Origin of the sequence: Rhodanobacter sp. PCA2, assembly GCF_013620825.1 — a bacterium.
In the GTDB taxonomy this organism is placed as follows: Bacteria; Pseudomonadota; Gammaproteobacteria; order Xanthomonadales; family Rhodanobacteraceae; genus Rhodanobacter_A.
The window spans coordinates 71,034-86,460 of the sequence record NZ_NJIC01000033.1; the positions used below are offsets into that span (position 1 = coordinate 71,034).

A 15,427-nucleotide genomic window follows, 5' to 3' on the forward strand; every position below is an offset into this window, starting at 1 on the left:
CATGCTGCTTCCGCCCGGACCGACCCGGGCCTGTCAGGGGGACGTAGTGGAGAAACCGACTTCCAAGTACCGTGCGCCGGCGCTCGACAAGGGACTGGACATACTCGAGTTGCTGGCCAGCGCCCACAAGCCGCTCAGCATCGTCGAGATCTCCGACGGCGTGGGCCGCTCGCGCGGCGAGATCTTCCGCATGCTGCAGGTGCTGGAGGAACGCGACTACATCGCACGCGCCGAAGGCGACGGCGGCTACTGCATCACCCCGCGACTGTTCCGACTGGCGATGGAACAACCGCCGGTGAGGAATGCCATCGAAGCCGCCCTGCCGGTGATGCACCGGCTGGCCGAGACCACCGAGCAGGCCTGCCACCTGGTCGTGCCGTCGCGCGACCAGATCGTGGTGATCGCCCGCGCCGATCCGCCGGGCGAGATCGCCCTGGTGGTGCGCATCGGCCACCGCCGCCCGATGTCCCAGTCCACTTCCGGCCACGTCCTGCTGGCGTTCCAGGAAGAACAGGTGCGCGAGCACTGGCTGGACCTCATCGCCGCCCAGGAGGCCGACCTCGACCGCAAGAAACTGGGCCGGCAGCTGGCGCAGGTGCGCAGCCAGGGCCACGCCTGCGCGCGCAGCCACGTGGTGGATGCGGTCATCGACCTCTCCGCCCCGGTGCTGGACCACGGTCGCGCCGTATGCACGGTCACCGTGCCGTTCATCGAGCACCGCGCGTCGGGGCAAACGCCGGAGCGCACCATCGAGGCGCTGTGCAAGGCCACGGCGGAGATTTCGGACATCCTGCAATACGGTGCAGTCACGCAGCGACAATGAATGGATGCGCGGCCTCGGCAGGCACGGTCGGAATTCCCGGGCCGCCGACCGGTCGACAGCAGGTATCGTTGCGGATGCCGTCGCCCCCTGTCCGATCCGGAGCCCCACCATGAAACAGCCTGCCCTGCCCGCCCTCGCGCTGGCCTGCGCCGCCGTCGCGGCGCCGCTCGCCGCGGCAACGCCCGGCGTCACCGGCGCCGAGATCACCCTCTACCGCAGCGACAGCAACGCGCTGTACGCCAGCAGCGGCGACGGCAACGTCGACGACGGCTACGCGGTGATCCGCGAGCAACGCGCGCTCACGCTCGCGTCCGGCCTGCAGGACGTCACCCTGGGCGACCTGCCCGACCATATCGATGCCGAGGCGCTGGCGCTGGGCTTTCCCGACGGCGGCGCGAAAGTGGTGTCGCAACGCCTGCTGCTGGGCCAGGGCGCCACGTCGGCCCTGGCCGGGCTGCTCGGCCGCGAGGTCACCGTGCTGGGCGACAACGGCCAGCCGCTGGCCACCGGCACCCTGCTGCGCGCCGGCAACGACGGCCTGATGATAGGCGCCGCCACGGGTACCAGCTGGATCCGCCAGTACGCCGGTGTGCGCGTGGGCAGCGGCGACTTTCCCACCGGCTCCAGCCTGCGCCTGCGCGTCGATGCCGCCCGCGGCGGCCACAGCACGGCCGTGCTCAGCTACCCCACCAGCGGGCTGGGCTGGCGCGCCGCCTACGTGGCCACGCTGCAACCGGGCGAGGCCTGCCGCATGCAGTTCGAATCGCGCGCCAGCATCGCGAACCGCAGCGGTCGCGACTGGCGCGACGCGAAGCTCACCCTGATCGCGGGCCAGCCGAACTTCGCCCGCGCCTCCGCCCCGCGTCCGATGATGATGATGGCCAGCAAGGCGGCCGGGGATGCCACGCCGCAGCAGGCGCAGATGGACAACTACCGCAGCTACACCCTGCCCGCCGCGGTGAACCTGCCGGACGGCAGCGTGAGCCAGGTGCCGCTGTACGCCGCCCGCGAGCTGCGCTGCGAACGCACCAACCTCTACGAGAACGGCGGCACCTGGCTGCCGCCGCAGCCGATGCTGGGCCGCGACTTCAACGGCGGATCGAGCACCGGCAGCATCGTCAGCACGCTCAGGTTCGCCGCCTTCGACAGCCTGCCCGCCGGCTACCTGCGCGTGCTGGCGCAGGACAGCCACGGTACGCCGCAATTCATCGGCGAAGGCCGCATCGAGGACACGCCCAAGGGCAGCGACGCCGCCATCGCCCTGGGCACCGCCTTCGACCTGCACGCCGCGCGCGAGCGTACCGCCTTCCGCGTGGACCAGGCCGGCCGCACGCTGGACGAGGCGTTCCGCATCACGCTCAGCAATGCCGGCGACAGCGCGCGCACCGTCACCGTGCGCGAACACCCCAACCGCTGGCGCGAGTGGAAGCTGGCCTCGTCCAGCCAGAAGCCCGACAAGCAGAACACCGACACGCTGGAGTTCCGCGTGGACGTGCCCGCCAACGGCAAGGCCGTGCTGGACTACGCGGTGCACTACAGTTGGAGCGCGGATCAGCATCCCCAGCCGTAACCGATCCCCGAGGGAACTCGCATGCTCGAAGTCATCCAGCACGACGCCGTCGCCGAGATCCGGCTGGCGCGTCCGCCGGTCAATGCGCTCAATCTGGAATTGCTGCACGCACTGCGTTCGGCGCTGGCCGACGCCATCGCCGGCGGCGCGCGCGGCATCGTGCTTTCCGGCGCGCCCGGCATGTTCTCCGCCGGCGTGGACGTACCTGCGGTGCTGCAGATGGATCGCGTCGGCGCGCGTGCTTACTGGCACGAGTTCTTCGCCACCGCCGCCGCGCTGGCCTGCTCGCCGGTGCCGCTGGCCGCCGCGGTCACCGGCCACAGCCCCGCGGGCGGCGCGGTGCTGGCGCTGATGTGCGACTACCGCGTGATGGCGCAAGGCCCCTACAAGATCGGCCTCAACGAGGTGCAGGTGGGTCTCACCGTACCCGACTGCATCCAGCTCGCGCTGCGCCGCGTGGTGGGCGCGTACCGCGCCGAACGCCTGCTGGTCGCCGGCGCGATGATCGACGCGCAGGAAGCGCTGGCCTGCGGCTTCGTCGACGAGACCACCGGCATCGACCAAGTGACCACGCGCGCGCTGCGCTGGATGGACGAGCTGCTGGCCCTGCCCGCGCACGCGATGCTCGCCACCCGTCGCCTCGCCCGCGCCGACCTCGCCACCACCTTCGCCGACGTCGACGCGCTGCCGCTGGACGATTTCATGGCGGGGTTCTTCCACCCGCAGACCCAGGCCACGCTGCAGGCGCTGGTGGCGCGGCTCAAGAGCAAGGGCTGAGCCGGCTCAAGGCTGCCAGATCATGTGCACGTCAGCGCGCGCGTAATGCGATCCCGCGCGCGGTGCGGGGTGGTGGCGAAAGCCCACGCTTTCATACAAGGCCAACGCGGGCCCGAGGCGGCTGCTCGACTCCAGGAACAGTTCGCGCGCGCCCAGCGTGCCGTACAGCTCCAGCGCCGCATCCATCAGCAGGCGGCCGACGCCGAGGCCGCGCGCCGCAGGCGCCACCGCCATCTTGGTGAGTTCGTAGACGCCGTCGCCCTCGTGCTTCAGCGCGACCGTACCCAGCGCGCGTTCCTCGCCGTCGATGGCGAACAGGATGTGGCCGCCATGCGCGAGGATGTATTTCTCGGGATGGCCCAGCACTTCGCGGTCGTAATCCTCGACCACGAACCAGTGCTCCAGCCATTCGATGTTGAGCGCGGCGAATGCCTCGCGCCAGCGCGGGTCGAAAGCGAGCACGCGGATGCCCGGCGGCGCGGCCACGGTCATCGTCGGCCGCTCATTCGTCGCCGCTCGCCGCCGGCCGCGAGCGGTCGCTGACCCAGCCGCTCCACGATGGCGCATACAGCCGCGAACCGGCAAGGCCCGCGTGTTCCATCGCCAGCAGGTTGTGGCAGGCGGTGACGCCGGAGCCGCACATGTTCACTACTTCGGACGGCACGCGCGGGCCGAGCAAGGCGAGAAACTCGTGCCGGAGTTCCGCAGCACTCTTGAAGCGGCCGTCAGCGGCGAGGTTGTCGGCGAACGGGCGATTCAGCGCACCGGGCACGTGGCCGGCGACCGGATCGAGCGGCTCGGTGTCGCCGCGGTAGCGCGGCGCGGCGCGGGCGTCGAGCAGCAGCGGCGCCGGCGCGGCATGCAGTGTGCCGTGGTCGAGCACCACCATGGCCGGATCGAATTGCACCGCCACCGTGGTCGCCGCGCGCCGCGGTTCGGCGGTTTCCAGCGGAAGGCCTGCAGCCTGCCAGGCGGCAAAGCCGCCATCCAGCACGGCCACGGCGCGTTCACCGGCATGGCGCATCAGCCACCACAGTCGTGCGGCAGCCAGTGCGCCGTTGGCGGCGTCGTAGGCCACCACCTGCAGACCCGGCCGCCAGCCCCAGCGACCGAGCACATCCGCGAACGCCGCGGCGGAAGGCAGCGGGTGGCGGCCCAGGCCCTCGCGCTGGCGCGACAGGTCGGAGAGGTCGGCATCGAGTTCGGCGTAGACCGCGCCAGGCAGGTGGCCTGCAAGATACTCCCGCCGCCCTTTCGCCGGATCGGCGAGATCCTTGCGGCAGTCGACGATCAACACCTCGTCCGATGGCAACGCAGCCAGTTCGGCAACCGAGATCAACGTGGTCTTCATGCGCGTCCCATCCTCTGCAGCAGGTTCAGCAGGATCGCCGCGGTGGCGCCCCAGATGCGGTGGCCGCCGTGCACGAACTCCACCATCTCGCGCCGGTGACCGCGATAGTCCATGACGTAGCGGCGCAGGTTCGCCGGTTCCAGGAAGAACGCCAGCGGCACCTCGAACACCTCCGCCACTTCCGCCGGCGCCGCGTGCAACCGCGCGTCCGGGGCGATCCGCGCCACCACCGGCGTGATGCAGTAGCCGCTGACCGTCTCGAAGCTGTCGAGGTAGCCCAGCGGCGTCACCAGCGCACGGTCCAGGCCGATCTCCTCCTCGCTCTCGCGCAAGGCTGTGGCGAGCGCGTCGGCGTCGCCGGCATCGGTGCCGCCGCCGGGAAACGCCACCTGCCCCGCGTGCGATTGCAGATGGTCGGTACGCACGGTGAGCACCAGCCGCGGCTGCACGCTCTCGCGCAGGCCCAGCAGCACGGCTGCGGGGCGCCGCCGCGTGTCGCCCAGCAGCTCGGTGATGTCGTCGTGGTTCCAGCCCGGCGGCCCGGGCGGCGAGGACAGCGGCCGCAAGGCCATGAGCACCTCGGGGCTCATGGCTGCCCGCGTGCGGGCAGGACGTGACGCATCACATGCAGGCGCTCCGCCTCGCTCATGCTGCGCCAGCGACCGATCTCCTCGATCGTGCGCCGGCAGCCCATGCAATAGCCTCGGTCATCCAGCCGGCAGACGCCGGTGCAAGGCGTGGCCGGAGAGGGTGGCGCGGGAGGAATTTCGTTCGGCATGCCCGGCCATTTTAGCAGCAGGGCCGCGCGCATCCGGCCTAGTCCTGATCCGGCGCGGGCGGCTTGATCGCCAGCAGTTCGATCTCGAACACCAGCGCCTCGTTCGGGCCGATGCGCGGCAAGGCACCCTCCTTGCCGTAGGCGAGCTGCGGCGGGATCACCACCTTCCAGCGATCGCCCACGCGCATGCGCGGGATCACGTCGCGCCAGCCCGGGATCACGTGGTCCACCGCGAAGCTCACCGGCGCACCGTGCGCCCAGGTGCTGTCGAACTCGGTGCCGTCCACCAGCATGCCGCGGTAGTTCACCACCACCGTGCTGGTGACCGTGGGATTGACCGTGCCGTCGCCGCGCTTCAGCACGGAATACTGGATGCCGGACGGCAGCTGGATCACCCCGGGCTGCTTCGCGTTGCGCGCCATGAACGCAGTGCTCTTGCGCGCATTCGCCTGCGCGACCTGCTCGAACTCGGCCTGCGCATTGGTGCGCAGTTGCTGGTTGAACGCGCCCAGCTGCTGGTGCATCGCCCGCATCGACACCGTGGGCTGCCGCTTGCTGTAGGCGTCCTGGATCGCACGCTGCAAGGTGGCGATGTCGATCTCGGGAATGCCCGGCTGGGCCTTGCTGTCGGCGAACTGGCTGCCGATCTGGTAGCCGATCGCGTAGGAGAGCTGGGCCTTGTCCAGCTTCACCGGAGCCGGCGGCTGCGGACGGGTCTGCGCCTGGGCCACGCCGGCCAGCAGCAGGCAGGGCAGCAGCCAACGCAGTCGAGTCATGCCGTTCTCCATCTCGCCTGGCCGCACGTCGCGACCGCTCCGGGATGCCACATCGTAAGGGTTTCGCACCATGCGTGCAGCGTCCTCGCATGAGAACCCCGCTGCGGGCAAAGGTTCCCGCGCTACCATTCGTGCTTGGCATCCCCGGAGTTTCCAGCATGGCCTACCGCAACTTGGAGATCGGCAACCGCGGCGCGGTGCACACCATCACGGTGAATCGCCCCGACAAGCTCAACGCGCTGAACCGCGACACGCTCAACGAACTCGGCATCGCATTCGCGCAGGCCGCGCAGGACGACGCCGTGCGCGCGGTGGTGCTGGCCGGCGCCGGCGACAAGGCCTTCGTGGCCGGCGCCGACATCGCCGAGATGAACGGCTACAGCCCGGTACAGGCGCAGGGCTTCTCGCGCGCGGGCCAGCGCCTGATGACCAGCATCGAACGGCTGGGCAAGCCGGTGGTGGCGCGCATCCAGGGCTTCGCGCTGGGCGGAGGCATGGAACTGGCGATGGCCTGCCACCTGCGCGTGGCCAGCGAGAAGGCGAAGTTCGGCCAGCCCGAGATCAACCTGGGCCTGATCCCCGGCTTCGGCGGCACCCAGCGCCTGCTGCGCCTCGCCGGCCGCAGCGCCGCGCTGGAACTGTGCCTCACCGGCGCGGCCATCAACGCCCAGCGCGCGTACGAGCTGGGCATCGTCAACCGCGTGGTGGCGCCCGAGGCGCTGGACGAGACGGTGAACGCACTGGCCGACCAGCTCGCCGCTGCCGCGCCACTGGCCGCCGCCGGCATCCTTGACGCGGTGCTGCAAGGCGGCGAGGCGGCGCTGGACCAGGGCCTGGAATTCGAGACCCAGGGCTTCGCGCTGATGTTCTCCACCGAAGACATGCGCGAAGGCACCGGCGCGTTCCTGGAAAAGCGCAAGGCGCAGTTCAAGGGCGCTTGACGCCGCCGTTTCCCCTCTCCCCAGAGGGGAGAGGAAGTCGTGGCGGACGCGGCGTGCGCTAACGCACCGGCGCGTTCCCGAAGAAGCGTGCGACGCGGCTCAAGAACGCGTGACGCCGCCGTTCCCCCTCTCCCCTCCGGAGAGAGGGTCGGGGTGAGGGGCGTGCTTGCGAAACACTGGCAAGCGCAAGCGCGGTTCGCAGCGGTGTTCGGGCAAGCCCCGGCCCCTCACCTCAATCCTCTCCCCAGAGGGGAGAGGAAGCCATGCGAGGCGCGGCATGCTTCTGGAGAAGCGCGCGTTGCATTTCAAGAACGCGTGACGCCGCCGTTCCCCCTCTCCCCTCCGGGGAGAGGGCCGGGGTGAGGGGTCGCGCTTGCGAAACGCTGGCAAGCGCAAGCGCGCTTCGCAGCGGCGTTCGGGCAAGCCCCGGCCCCTCACCTCAATCCTCTCCCCGGAGGGGAGAGGAAGTCGTGGCGGACGCGGCGGACGCGAACGCACCGGCGCATTCCCGGAGAAGTGTGGGACGCAGCTCAAGAACGCGTGACGCTGCCGTTCCCCCTCTCCCCTCCGGGGAGAGGGTCGGGGTGAGGGGTCGCGCTTGCGAAACGCTGGCAAGAGCAAGCGAGCTTCGCAGCGGTGTTCAAGCAAGCCCCGGCCCCTCACCTCAATCCTCTCCCCAGAGGGGAGAGGAAGTCGCGCGAGGCGGGTTTCAGTGACCGCTGCCGCGGTACTTCTTCTCGCCTGCGGTCACCGCCAGATCCAGCCGGTTCTCCGGTGGCGCCAGCGGACAGGTGGCGAACGGCGTGAAGGCGCAAGGCGGGTTGTAGGCCTTGTTGAAGTCCAGCACCAGCTTGCCCGGCTTGTCGATGCCACCGGCCGGCAGCGCCGCGTAGAGGAAGCGCGCGGCGCCATAGGTCTGCTTGCCGGAGGTGCGATCGGCCAGCACGAAGAACAGCTCGCCGCCCGGCTCCTCCTGGTAGGGGAGCAGTTCGAACGTGTGGCCGTCGCGGTGGAACACCGCCTTGCCGGGCACCTTCACGGTGTCGATGGTGCCGATCACCGAGCCGATCTGCAGATCGTGCGGCGGCACGAACGGCACCCAGTCGGCCTCGATGCGCCAGGACGGGTCGATCGGGAAGTAGTCGATGCCGACGAAATCGCGACGCGCCTCGGCGTCGCTGTCTTTCACGCGCAGCGCCTTGCGGCCGTCGCGTTCGATCACGTAGAAGTTCGCGTTGCCGAAACGCACCGTGGTGGGCGCGGCGTCGCCCTGCACGTGCATGTCGTCGACCAGCGGGGCGGCGGCGACGGGCTTGCCGTCGACGGTGGCGCCGCTGTCCTTGGCCAGCGCGATGCTGGCGGCGCCATCCGCCGCCAGCGTCACCGTGCCCAGATGCGCCGGGCCGGCCTTCAGCACGATGTCGTTGTCGGCCGCACTGCCCACCCGGTTCGCGCCCTCGTGCAGCCATTCCAGCCCGATCAGGCTGAGCCAGCCGTCCGGTGCGGTGAGCCGCGCGACGCGCGCGGCGCGCCACTGCTCGATTTCGTGGGCATGGGTGGACGGGGCTTCGGCAGCGGACACGGTGGCAACTCCGGCAATCAGGGCGAACAGGAAAACGACGACTCGCGACATGGGGGCGATCCACGACGATGGAGAACCGAGTATGGACGTCCAAACGCGGCGCCGGCAAGCGTTGGCGATGAGCATGGGGCTGTTGCCCCACGCTCGCGGCAACGATCCGCCACTAGCGCCCGCGCATGAACAGCTTGTCCAGTTCGGACAGGGACAACTGCGTCCAGGTGGGGCGGCCGTGGTTGCACTGGCCGGAACGCTCGGTGGCCTCCATCTCGCGCAGCAGCGCGTTCATCTCCGGCAGCGTCAGCCGCCGCCCGGCGCGCACCGAGCCGTGGCAGGCCATGGTGGAGAGCAGTTCGTTCTCCAGCTCCTGCAGTCGGCGCGAGCTGCCGTGCTGGGCGAGTTCCGCCAGCACGTCGCGGGTGAGCTGGCTCACGTCGGCGCCTTCGAGCAAGGCGGGAATGCGGCGCACCACCACGCCGGAGGGACCGCTGCGCGAAAGCTCCAGGCCCCAGTCGGACAATGCCTCGGCATGCTCCTCGGCGGCGGCGGCCTCGCGCGCGCTGACCGCGATGTTGAGCGGCACCAGCAGCAGTTGCGAACGCAGGTTGCTGCAGGCGCGGCCGGCCTTGAGCTGTTCGTAGGTGATGCGCTCGTGCGCGGCATGCATGTCCACCAGCACCAGGCCCTGCGCATTCTCGGCCAGGATGTAGATGCCCTTGAGCTGGGCGACGGCATAGCCCAGCGGCGGCGCGTCGCCCGCTTCGACGGTCGGCATCGGCGTCGGCGCACCGGGCGCGCGCGGCGCTTCGCCCAGCAGCGCGGCATAGCCCGCCAGCGGTTCGTCGCGCACGCCCAGCGCCAACCGGTTCTGGCCGGCGTGCACGGGCCACGAGGCGGCGCGCGCGACCGCCGGCAAGCCGGGCGCGGACGCATGCGCGGTGCTCATGTGCAGGCGCCCGCCCTCGGCTTCCGCATGCGACTCCACCTGCCCCGCGCGGGTCTGTGCGAGGGCCTCGTGCAGGGTGCGGAACAGGAAGTCGTGCACCAGCCGCTGCTCGCGGAAGCGCACCTCGTGCTTGGCCGGGTGCACGTTCACGTCCACGCCGGCGGGATCGAGTTCGAGGTACAGCACGAAGGCCGGATGGCGCCCGTGGAACAGCACGTCGGCATAGGCCTGGCGCACCGCATGGGCCACCACGCGGTCGCGCACCAGGCGTCCGTTGACGTAGAAGTACTGCTGGTCGGCCTGGCTGCGCGAGGCGGTGGGCAGGCCCACCCAGCCGGACAGGCGCATGCCCGCGGCGGCATGGTCCACGCGCAGGCTCTGCGCCGGGAAATCCTCGCCCAGCACCTCGGCAACGCGGCGCAGCTGCGCCTGCTCGTCGCGCGCCGCCTTCCAGATGCGCACCGGCTTGCCGTTGTGGACCAGCCGGAATTCCACGCCGCCGCGCGCCAGCGCCAGCGACTTCAGCAGGTCGTCGATGTGGGCGAACTCCGTGCGCTCCGCGCGCATGAACTTCTTGCGCGCAGGCACGTTGTGGAACAGGTCGCGCACTTCCACGCTGGTGCCCGGCGGATGTTGCGCGGGCCGCGCCGCCTGCAGCCTGCCGCCGTCCACCTCGATGCGGAACGCGGCCTCGGCGTCGCGCAGGCGCGAGGTGAGCGCGAAGCGCGCCACCGAGGACACCGAGGCCAGCGCCTCGCCGCGGAAACCCATGCTGGCGACGTGTTCCAGGTCGTCGAAGCTGCCGATCTTGCTGGTGGCGTGCGAGGCCACGGCCAATGGCAGCTCGTCCGGCGCGATGCCGCCGCCGTCGTCGCGCACGCGGATCAGTCGCGCGCCGCCGGCCTCGATCTCCACCTCGATGCGGCTGGCGCCGGCGTCGAGGCTGTTCTCGACCAGTTCCTTGACCACGGACGAGGGACGCTCGATCACCTCGCCGGCGGCGATCTGGTTGATGAGTTCGGGAGGCAGCGGGCGGATGACGGGCATCCGCGCACTTTATCAGCTGTGCCGGATGCGCCGCGGAAACGGCGCCGCTCAGCCCGCCGGAATCGCCAGCACGGTGCCGGTGCGCACCGCGTTGCCGTCGATGTGGTTCGCGCTCTTCAGCGCGCCTACGCTGATGCCGTACTGCCGCGCGATGCTGCGCAGGCTTTCGCCGTCGCCCACGCGATGCAGGTCGCGCACGTTCGCGTCGGCAACGGGCGTGGCGGCGTCGGCCAGCGCCACGGTGGCCGACGCCGTGGCTGCCGGTTTGGCCGATGCCAGCTCGGTGCCGTTGCGGCGCGCGGCCTGGGCCGCGAACCAGGTGCCCGGCGGCGGCGTGGATTCGAAATAGTTCCTGACGCCGCCCATCACCGCCTCGGCCAGCGACTTCTGGTGCGCCGGATCGCGCAGCTTGCGCTCTTCGGTCGGATTGCTGATGAACGCGGTCTCGACCAGGATCGAGGGCACGTCGGGCGAGCGCAGCACCACGAAGTTCGCGCGCTCCACGTAGCCGCGGTGGGTGGGACCGAGCTGGCCCAGTGCCTTCAGCACGTTGCCGGCCACCGAGTCGCTGGCCTGCACCGCCCAACCCTGCTGCATGTCCAGCAGCACCTTGGCGAGGCCGTCGCTCTTGTCGTCCAGCGAGACGCCGCCGATCAGGTCGGCGCTGTTTTCGCGGTCGGCCAGCACGCGCGCCGCCACCGAGCTCTTGCCGCGCGAGGACAGCACCCACACCGAGGAACCGCGCGCGTCGCCGCTGGTGAACGCGTCGGCGTGGATGGAGACGAACAGGTCGGCGTCGTGCTCGCGCGCGATCTGGTAGCGGCGCGCCAGCGGGATGAAGTAGTCGCCGTCGCGGGTGAGGATGGCCTTCATGCCCGGCTGCTTGTTGATCTGCGCCGCGAGGTCGCGCGCCACCGCCAGGGTGACGTTCTTCTCCAGCGTGCCGCCCGGGCCGTGCGAGCCGGGGTCCTTGCCGCCGTGCCCGGCGTCGATGCACACCACCACCTTGCGCTGGCCGTCCAGCAGGGCCGCGGCCTGCTGGGTGATCTGGCGGCTGGCGCCCACGGCCCTGCCGCCATGGCGGCCGCTTACCGTGGGAACGGTGACCGCTATCTGCCGCGGCGCGGCAGCCGGTTCGGCCGCCGGCGTGCTGGCGGGCTTCACGGCGGCGACGGTGCGGGCATTGTCCGCCGCGTCGCCGTTGCCCGGCAGCAGGTCCAGCACCAGCCGGTAATGGTCGCCCGCGCCGGGCTTGAGCACGAAGCTGCGCACCTTGCTGCCGGCCGCCATGCGCGTGACCAGCTGCAGGCGATTGCCGTCGCGGTTCGGGCTCATGCCACGGTACAGGCCTTGCGCGGCCGGATTGGCGAAACCGGCGGCCAGCTTGCTGCTGGCGAAGTCCACGGTCACCTGGTCGTTGCCGCGGTCGATGCGGTAGTCCGGCGCCCCGGCCAGGTCGAACACCAGCCGGGTATGGCTGGCGTCGGCCCAGACCCGCACCGCCTTCACGTCGGCCGCATGCGCGCTGCCTGGCGCCCAGACAGACGCCAGCGCAACGATCAGGACTCCGGCCAGGTTGTTCAGGTAGGCGCGCATGAGGCGCATTGAATCTCAGGCGCACTTGGAATGCAAGAAGTTTTCCCTTGAATTTCCATAACCTGCGACTGGTTCGTCAGCCGTTGTCTAGGTAGGGGCTGCAAGTTGCCGATGTCACTGGCGTTGCACGCGGAAAGCCCAGCCCGACGCCAAGTCGTGCTTTTCCATCAAAAACAGCGGCTTGCGCTCGCGGCTCAGTGCAGCCGTGCGAGCAGCTCGCGGCCCCGCGCGGTCTCGGCCTGCAGGCGCGCCTGACGGCCGCCATCGGCATAGTCCAGGTGCAGGATCAGGTCTGCCGCCGGCAGCGCGCCCCGGCCGCGCTCCGGCCACTCCACCAGCACCAGCGCGGCCGGATCGGCCAGCGCGTCCAGGCCCAGCCATTCGAGTTCGCCCGGATCGGCGATGCGGTACAGGTCCAGGTGCCAAGCTGACCGGCCTTCGGCGTCGTAGCGTTCGACCAGGCTGTAGGTGGGGCTCTTGATGCGCTCGCCCACGCCCAGCGCGCCCAGCAGCGCGCGGGCGAACGTGGTCTTGCCCGCCCCCAGCTCGCCGTGCAGGTGGATCACCATGCCGTCCCGATCCAGCGCCGCGGCGATCCGGCGGCCCAGGGCCAGCGTGGCGGCCTCGTCGGGCAGGGTCCAGCGCGCCTCGCTCATGCGTCCAGCCCGTTGCCCAGCGCGCGCAGCGGCGCCAGCAGGTCGCTGGCGAGCAGGCCGCGCTCGCCCTGCTGCGCCGCGCGGTCGCCGGCACGCGCATGCAGCCCCACGCCAAGGCAAGCCGCTTCCCAGGCATCGCAGCCCTGCGCGAGCAAGGCGGCGACGATGCCGGTGAGCAGGTCGCCCATGCCGCCGCCGGCCATGCCGGGATTGCCCCACGGACAGACGTCCAGACGTCCATCCGGCGAGGCGATCAGGCTGCCGGCTCCCTTCAGCACCACGGTGGCGTGGTAGCGGATCGCCAACGCGCGGGCGGCGGCGAAACGGTCGGCCTCCACCTCGGCCACCGTGCTTTCCAGCAGCCGTGCCGCCTCACCCGGATGCGGCGTCAGCACGGCCGGCTGCGTGAAGCGCCGCGACTCGCGCGCCAGCAGGTTGAGTCCGTCGGCGTCCAGCACCAGCGGCTTGCCGCTGTCCAGCGCGGTGAGCCACAGCGCGTGGCCCCACGCGCCCTGCCCCAGCCCCGGCCCCACGGCCAGCACGCTGGCGCGTTCCAGCAACGGTTCCAGCGCCTGCGGACCGTCCACGCCGTGCGCCATCAATTCCGGCCGCGCCGCGTTCAGCGCGAACAGATGCTCCGCGCGCGTCGCCACGCTGACCAGCCCCGCGCCGGCGCGCAGCGCGGCCTCGCCGCACAGGCGGATCGCGCCGGCCATGCCGTGCTCGCCGCCGATCGCCAGCACGTGGCCGTTCGTGCCCTTGTGCGCGTCGCGGGGGCGCGGCGGCAACTGCGCCGAGACCAGCAGCCGGGCATCGGGCGACGCGCCCTGCCACAGCGCCTCCGGCAAGCCCAGTGCGTCGAGTTCCAGCACACCCACGTGGCCGGCGGCATGCCCGGTGTACAGGCCACGCTTGGCCGCGATGAAACTCGCGGTGACGGCAGCGCGGATCGCCGCTCCCGGCACGCGGCCGGTGTCGGCATCCAGCCCGGAGGGCACGTCCAGCGCCAGCACCGGCACGCCGCTGGCATTGATCGCCTCGACCAGCGTCGACGCCAACGCTTCGGGCGCCCGGCGCAGGCCGGTGCCGTACAACGCGTCGACGTGGACGTCGGCCTCGGGCAAGCCATCGTCCTCGCGCCACACCTGCACGCCGCCGCCCGTTTCGTTCCATGCCTGTCGCGCAAGCGCGGCGTCGCCCGCGGACGCGTCACTCAGCGCGAGCACCACCACGTGCAAACCGGCCTCGCGCGCCAGCGCCGCCAGCAGGAAACCGTCGCCGCCGTTGTTGCCGGGCCCGCAATGCACCGCGATGCGCTGCGCCTGCGGCCAGTGCCGGCGCAGGCTGGACAGGCCCGCCCAGGCCGCGCGGCGCATCAGCTCGAAACCCGGCACGCCGAGCACGTCGATCGCGCGACGATCCAGCGCGCGTACCTGGGCGACGGTGTAGAGCTCGTGGCGGTGATTCGACATGTACGGATTATAGGCATGCCGCCTGCGCCACCCGCCTACAATGTGCGCATGTCCGTCAGCAGCCCCATCGACTACGCCGCCCTCGCCCGCGAGATCAAGCAGTGGGCGCGCGAGCTGGGCTTCGCCGACACCGGCATCAGCGGCGTGGCGCTGGACGAGGACGAGCGTCACCTGGAACGCTGGCTGGGCGACGACCACCACGGCGAGATGGAATACATGGCGCGCCATGGCACGAAGCGCGCGCGTCCCGCCGAACTGGAGCCGGGCACGCGGCGCGTGATCTCGGTGCGCATGGACTACGTGCCGCCCGGCACGCGCAATGCCTGGGACGTGATCCGCGACGGCGAGGCCGGCTACGTGGCGCGCTACGCGCTGGGCCGCGACTACCACAAGCTGATGCGCAACCGCCTGCAGAAGCTGGCCGAACGCATCCACGACGCGATCGGCGACTTCGGCTACCGCGCCTACGTCGATTCCGCGCCGGTGCTGGAAAAGGCGCTGGCGCGCGACGCGGGGCTGGGCTGGATCGGCAAGCACACCGTGCTGATCAACCGCCACGCCGGCTCGTACTTCTTCCTCGGCGAGCTGTACACCGACCTGCCGCTGCCGGTGGACGAACCGGCCAGCGCGCATTGCGGCTCCTGCCGCCGCTGCATCGACATCTGCCCCACGCAGGCGATCCTGGCGCCGTACACGCTCGACGCGCGCCGCTGCATCTCCTACCTCACGATCGAGCTCAAGGGCTCCATCCCCGAGGAGCTGCGCGCGCCGATGGGCAACCGCATCTTCGGCTGCGACGACTGCCAGCTGGCCTGCCCCTGGAACAAGTTCGCGCAGGACGCCGCGGAGCCGGATTTCGCGCCGCGCCACAGCCTTGACGGCGCGAAGCTGGTCGAGCTGTTCGCGTGGAGCGAGGAGGAATTCCTCAAGCGCACCGAAGGCATGGCGATTCGCCGCACCGGCTACGAAGGCTGGCTGCGCAACATCGCGGTGGCCCTGGGCAACGCGCCGAAATCGGCGGCGATCCGCGCTGCGCTGCATGCACGCGCAGACCATCCCTCGCCCGTCGTGCGCGAGCACGTGGCCTGGGCGCTGGCGCGGCAACCGGACTGAAG

Annotated in this window: 13 protein-coding genes and 1 pseudogene; 5 read left to right on the forward strand and 9 right to left on the reverse strand. The window is 71.0% G+C overall.

All coding sequences use genetic code 11. The annotated features are described in order from the left end of the window. The first annotated feature begins 46 nt into the window (after window positions 1-46). The 3 genes from PCA_RS11315 to PCA_RS11325 all read left to right on the forward strand — a co-directional run bounded on the left by PCA_RS11315 (window position 47) and on the right by PCA_RS11325 (window position 3,170). A complete protein-coding gene (locus PCA_RS11315; RefSeq protein WP_343204441.1) occupies window positions 47-823 on the forward strand; it encodes an IclR family transcriptional regulator in 777 nt (258 codons plus the stop codon). Window positions 824-932: 109 nt separating this feature from the next. Then, complete coding sequence (locus PCA_RS11320) at window positions 933-2,393, forward strand: DUF4139 domain-containing protein (RefSeq protein ID WP_181302719.1); 1,461 nt, start codon at window positions 933-935, stop codon at window positions 2,391-2,393. A 21-nt stretch (window positions 2,394-2,414) separates the two neighbouring features. Continuing rightward, complete coding sequence (locus PCA_RS11325; protein ID WP_181302720.1) at window positions 2,415-3,170, forward strand: enoyl-CoA hydratase/isomerase family protein; 756 nt, start codon at window positions 2,415-2,417, stop codon at window positions 3,168-3,170. 6 nt (window positions 3,171-3,176) lie between these two features. Here PCA_RS11325 and PCA_RS11330 read toward each other — a convergent pair whose 3' ends face one another. The 4 genes and pseudogenes from PCA_RS11330 to PCA_RS11350 all read right to left on the reverse strand — a co-directional run bounded on the left by PCA_RS11330 (window position 3,177) and on the right by PCA_RS11350 (window position 6,075). Next, window positions 3,177-3,662, reverse strand: a complete 486-nt coding sequence (locus PCA_RS11330) for a GNAT family N-acetyltransferase (RefSeq protein ID WP_181302721.1) — start codon at window positions 3,660-3,662, stop codon at window positions 3,177-3,179. A 10-nt stretch (window positions 3,663-3,672) separates the two neighbouring features. Beyond that, window positions 3,673-4,521, reverse strand: a complete 849-nt coding sequence (locus tag PCA_RS11335; protein WP_181302722.1) for a sulfurtransferase — start codon at window positions 4,519-4,521, stop codon at window positions 3,673-3,675. Further along, window positions 4,518-5,299: pseudogene (locus tag PCA_RS11340) on the reverse strand (CoA pyrophosphatase). Before PCA_RS11340 ends, PCA_RS11335 begins: the two are co-directional and overlap by 4 nt. 38 nt (window positions 5,300-5,337) lie before the next feature. After that, window positions 5,338-6,075 (reverse strand): FKBP-type peptidyl-prolyl cis-trans isomerase, encoded by a 738-nt coding sequence (locus PCA_RS11350; RefSeq protein WP_181302725.1) that lies wholly within the window; start codon window positions 6,073-6,075, stop codon window positions 5,338-5,340. 158 nt (window positions 6,076-6,233) lie between these two features. Here PCA_RS11350 and PCA_RS11355 point away from each other — a divergent pair, with 158 nt between their 5' ends. After that, the gene (locus tag PCA_RS11355; protein ID WP_181302726.1) at window positions 6,234-7,016 is read left to right on the forward strand and encodes an enoyl-CoA hydratase-related protein; all 783 of its coding nucleotides are present in this window, start codon (window positions 6,234-6,236) and stop codon (window positions 7,014-7,016) included. Window positions 7,017-7,725: 709 nt separating this feature from the next. Here PCA_RS11355 and PCA_RS11360 read toward each other — a convergent pair. The 5 genes from PCA_RS11360 to PCA_RS11380 form a co-directional block, all read right to left on the reverse strand. Then, window positions 7,726-8,649 (reverse strand): DUF1684 domain-containing protein, encoded by a 924-nt coding sequence (locus PCA_RS11360; RefSeq protein ID WP_181302727.1) that lies wholly within the window; start codon window positions 8,647-8,649, stop codon window positions 7,726-7,728. 112 nt (window positions 8,650-8,761) lie between these two features. Continuing rightward, window positions 8,762-10,588 carry a DNA mismatch repair endonuclease MutL gene (gene mutL, locus PCA_RS11365; RefSeq protein WP_181302728.1) on the reverse strand — a complete coding sequence of 609 codons (1,827 nt, stop codon included), beginning with the start codon at window positions 10,586-10,588 and terminating at the stop codon, window positions 8,762-8,764. Window positions 10,589-10,636: 48 nt separating this feature from the next. After that, complete coding sequence (locus PCA_RS11370; protein ID WP_181302797.1) at window positions 10,637-12,184, reverse strand: N-acetylmuramoyl-L-alanine amidase; 1,548 nt, start codon at window positions 12,182-12,184, stop codon at window positions 10,637-10,639. Window positions 12,185-12,378: 194 nt separating this feature from the next. Then, window positions 12,379-12,840 carry a tRNA (adenosine(37)-N6)-threonylcarbamoyltransferase complex ATPase subunit type 1 TsaE gene (tsaE, locus tag PCA_RS11375; RefSeq protein ID WP_181302729.1) on the reverse strand — a complete coding sequence of 154 codons (462 nt, stop codon included), beginning with the start codon at window positions 12,838-12,840 and terminating at the stop codon, window positions 12,379-12,381. Beyond that, entirely contained in the window at window positions 12,837-14,312 is a 1,476-nt protein-coding gene (locus tag PCA_RS11380) for an NAD(P)H-hydrate dehydratase (RefSeq protein WP_181302730.1), read from the reverse strand. Before PCA_RS11380 ends, tsaE begins: the two co-directional genes overlap by 4 nt. Before the next feature lie 48 nt (window positions 14,313-14,360). Here PCA_RS11380 and queG point away from each other — a divergent pair, with 48 nt between their 5' ends. Further along, window positions 14,361-15,425 carry a tRNA epoxyqueuosine(34) reductase QueG gene (gene queG / locus PCA_RS11385; protein ID WP_255436801.1) on the forward strand — a complete coding sequence of 355 codons (1,065 nt, stop codon included), beginning with the start codon at window positions 14,361-14,363 and terminating at the stop codon, window positions 15,423-15,425. The last annotated feature ends 2 nt before the right edge of the window (window positions 15,426-15,427 follow it).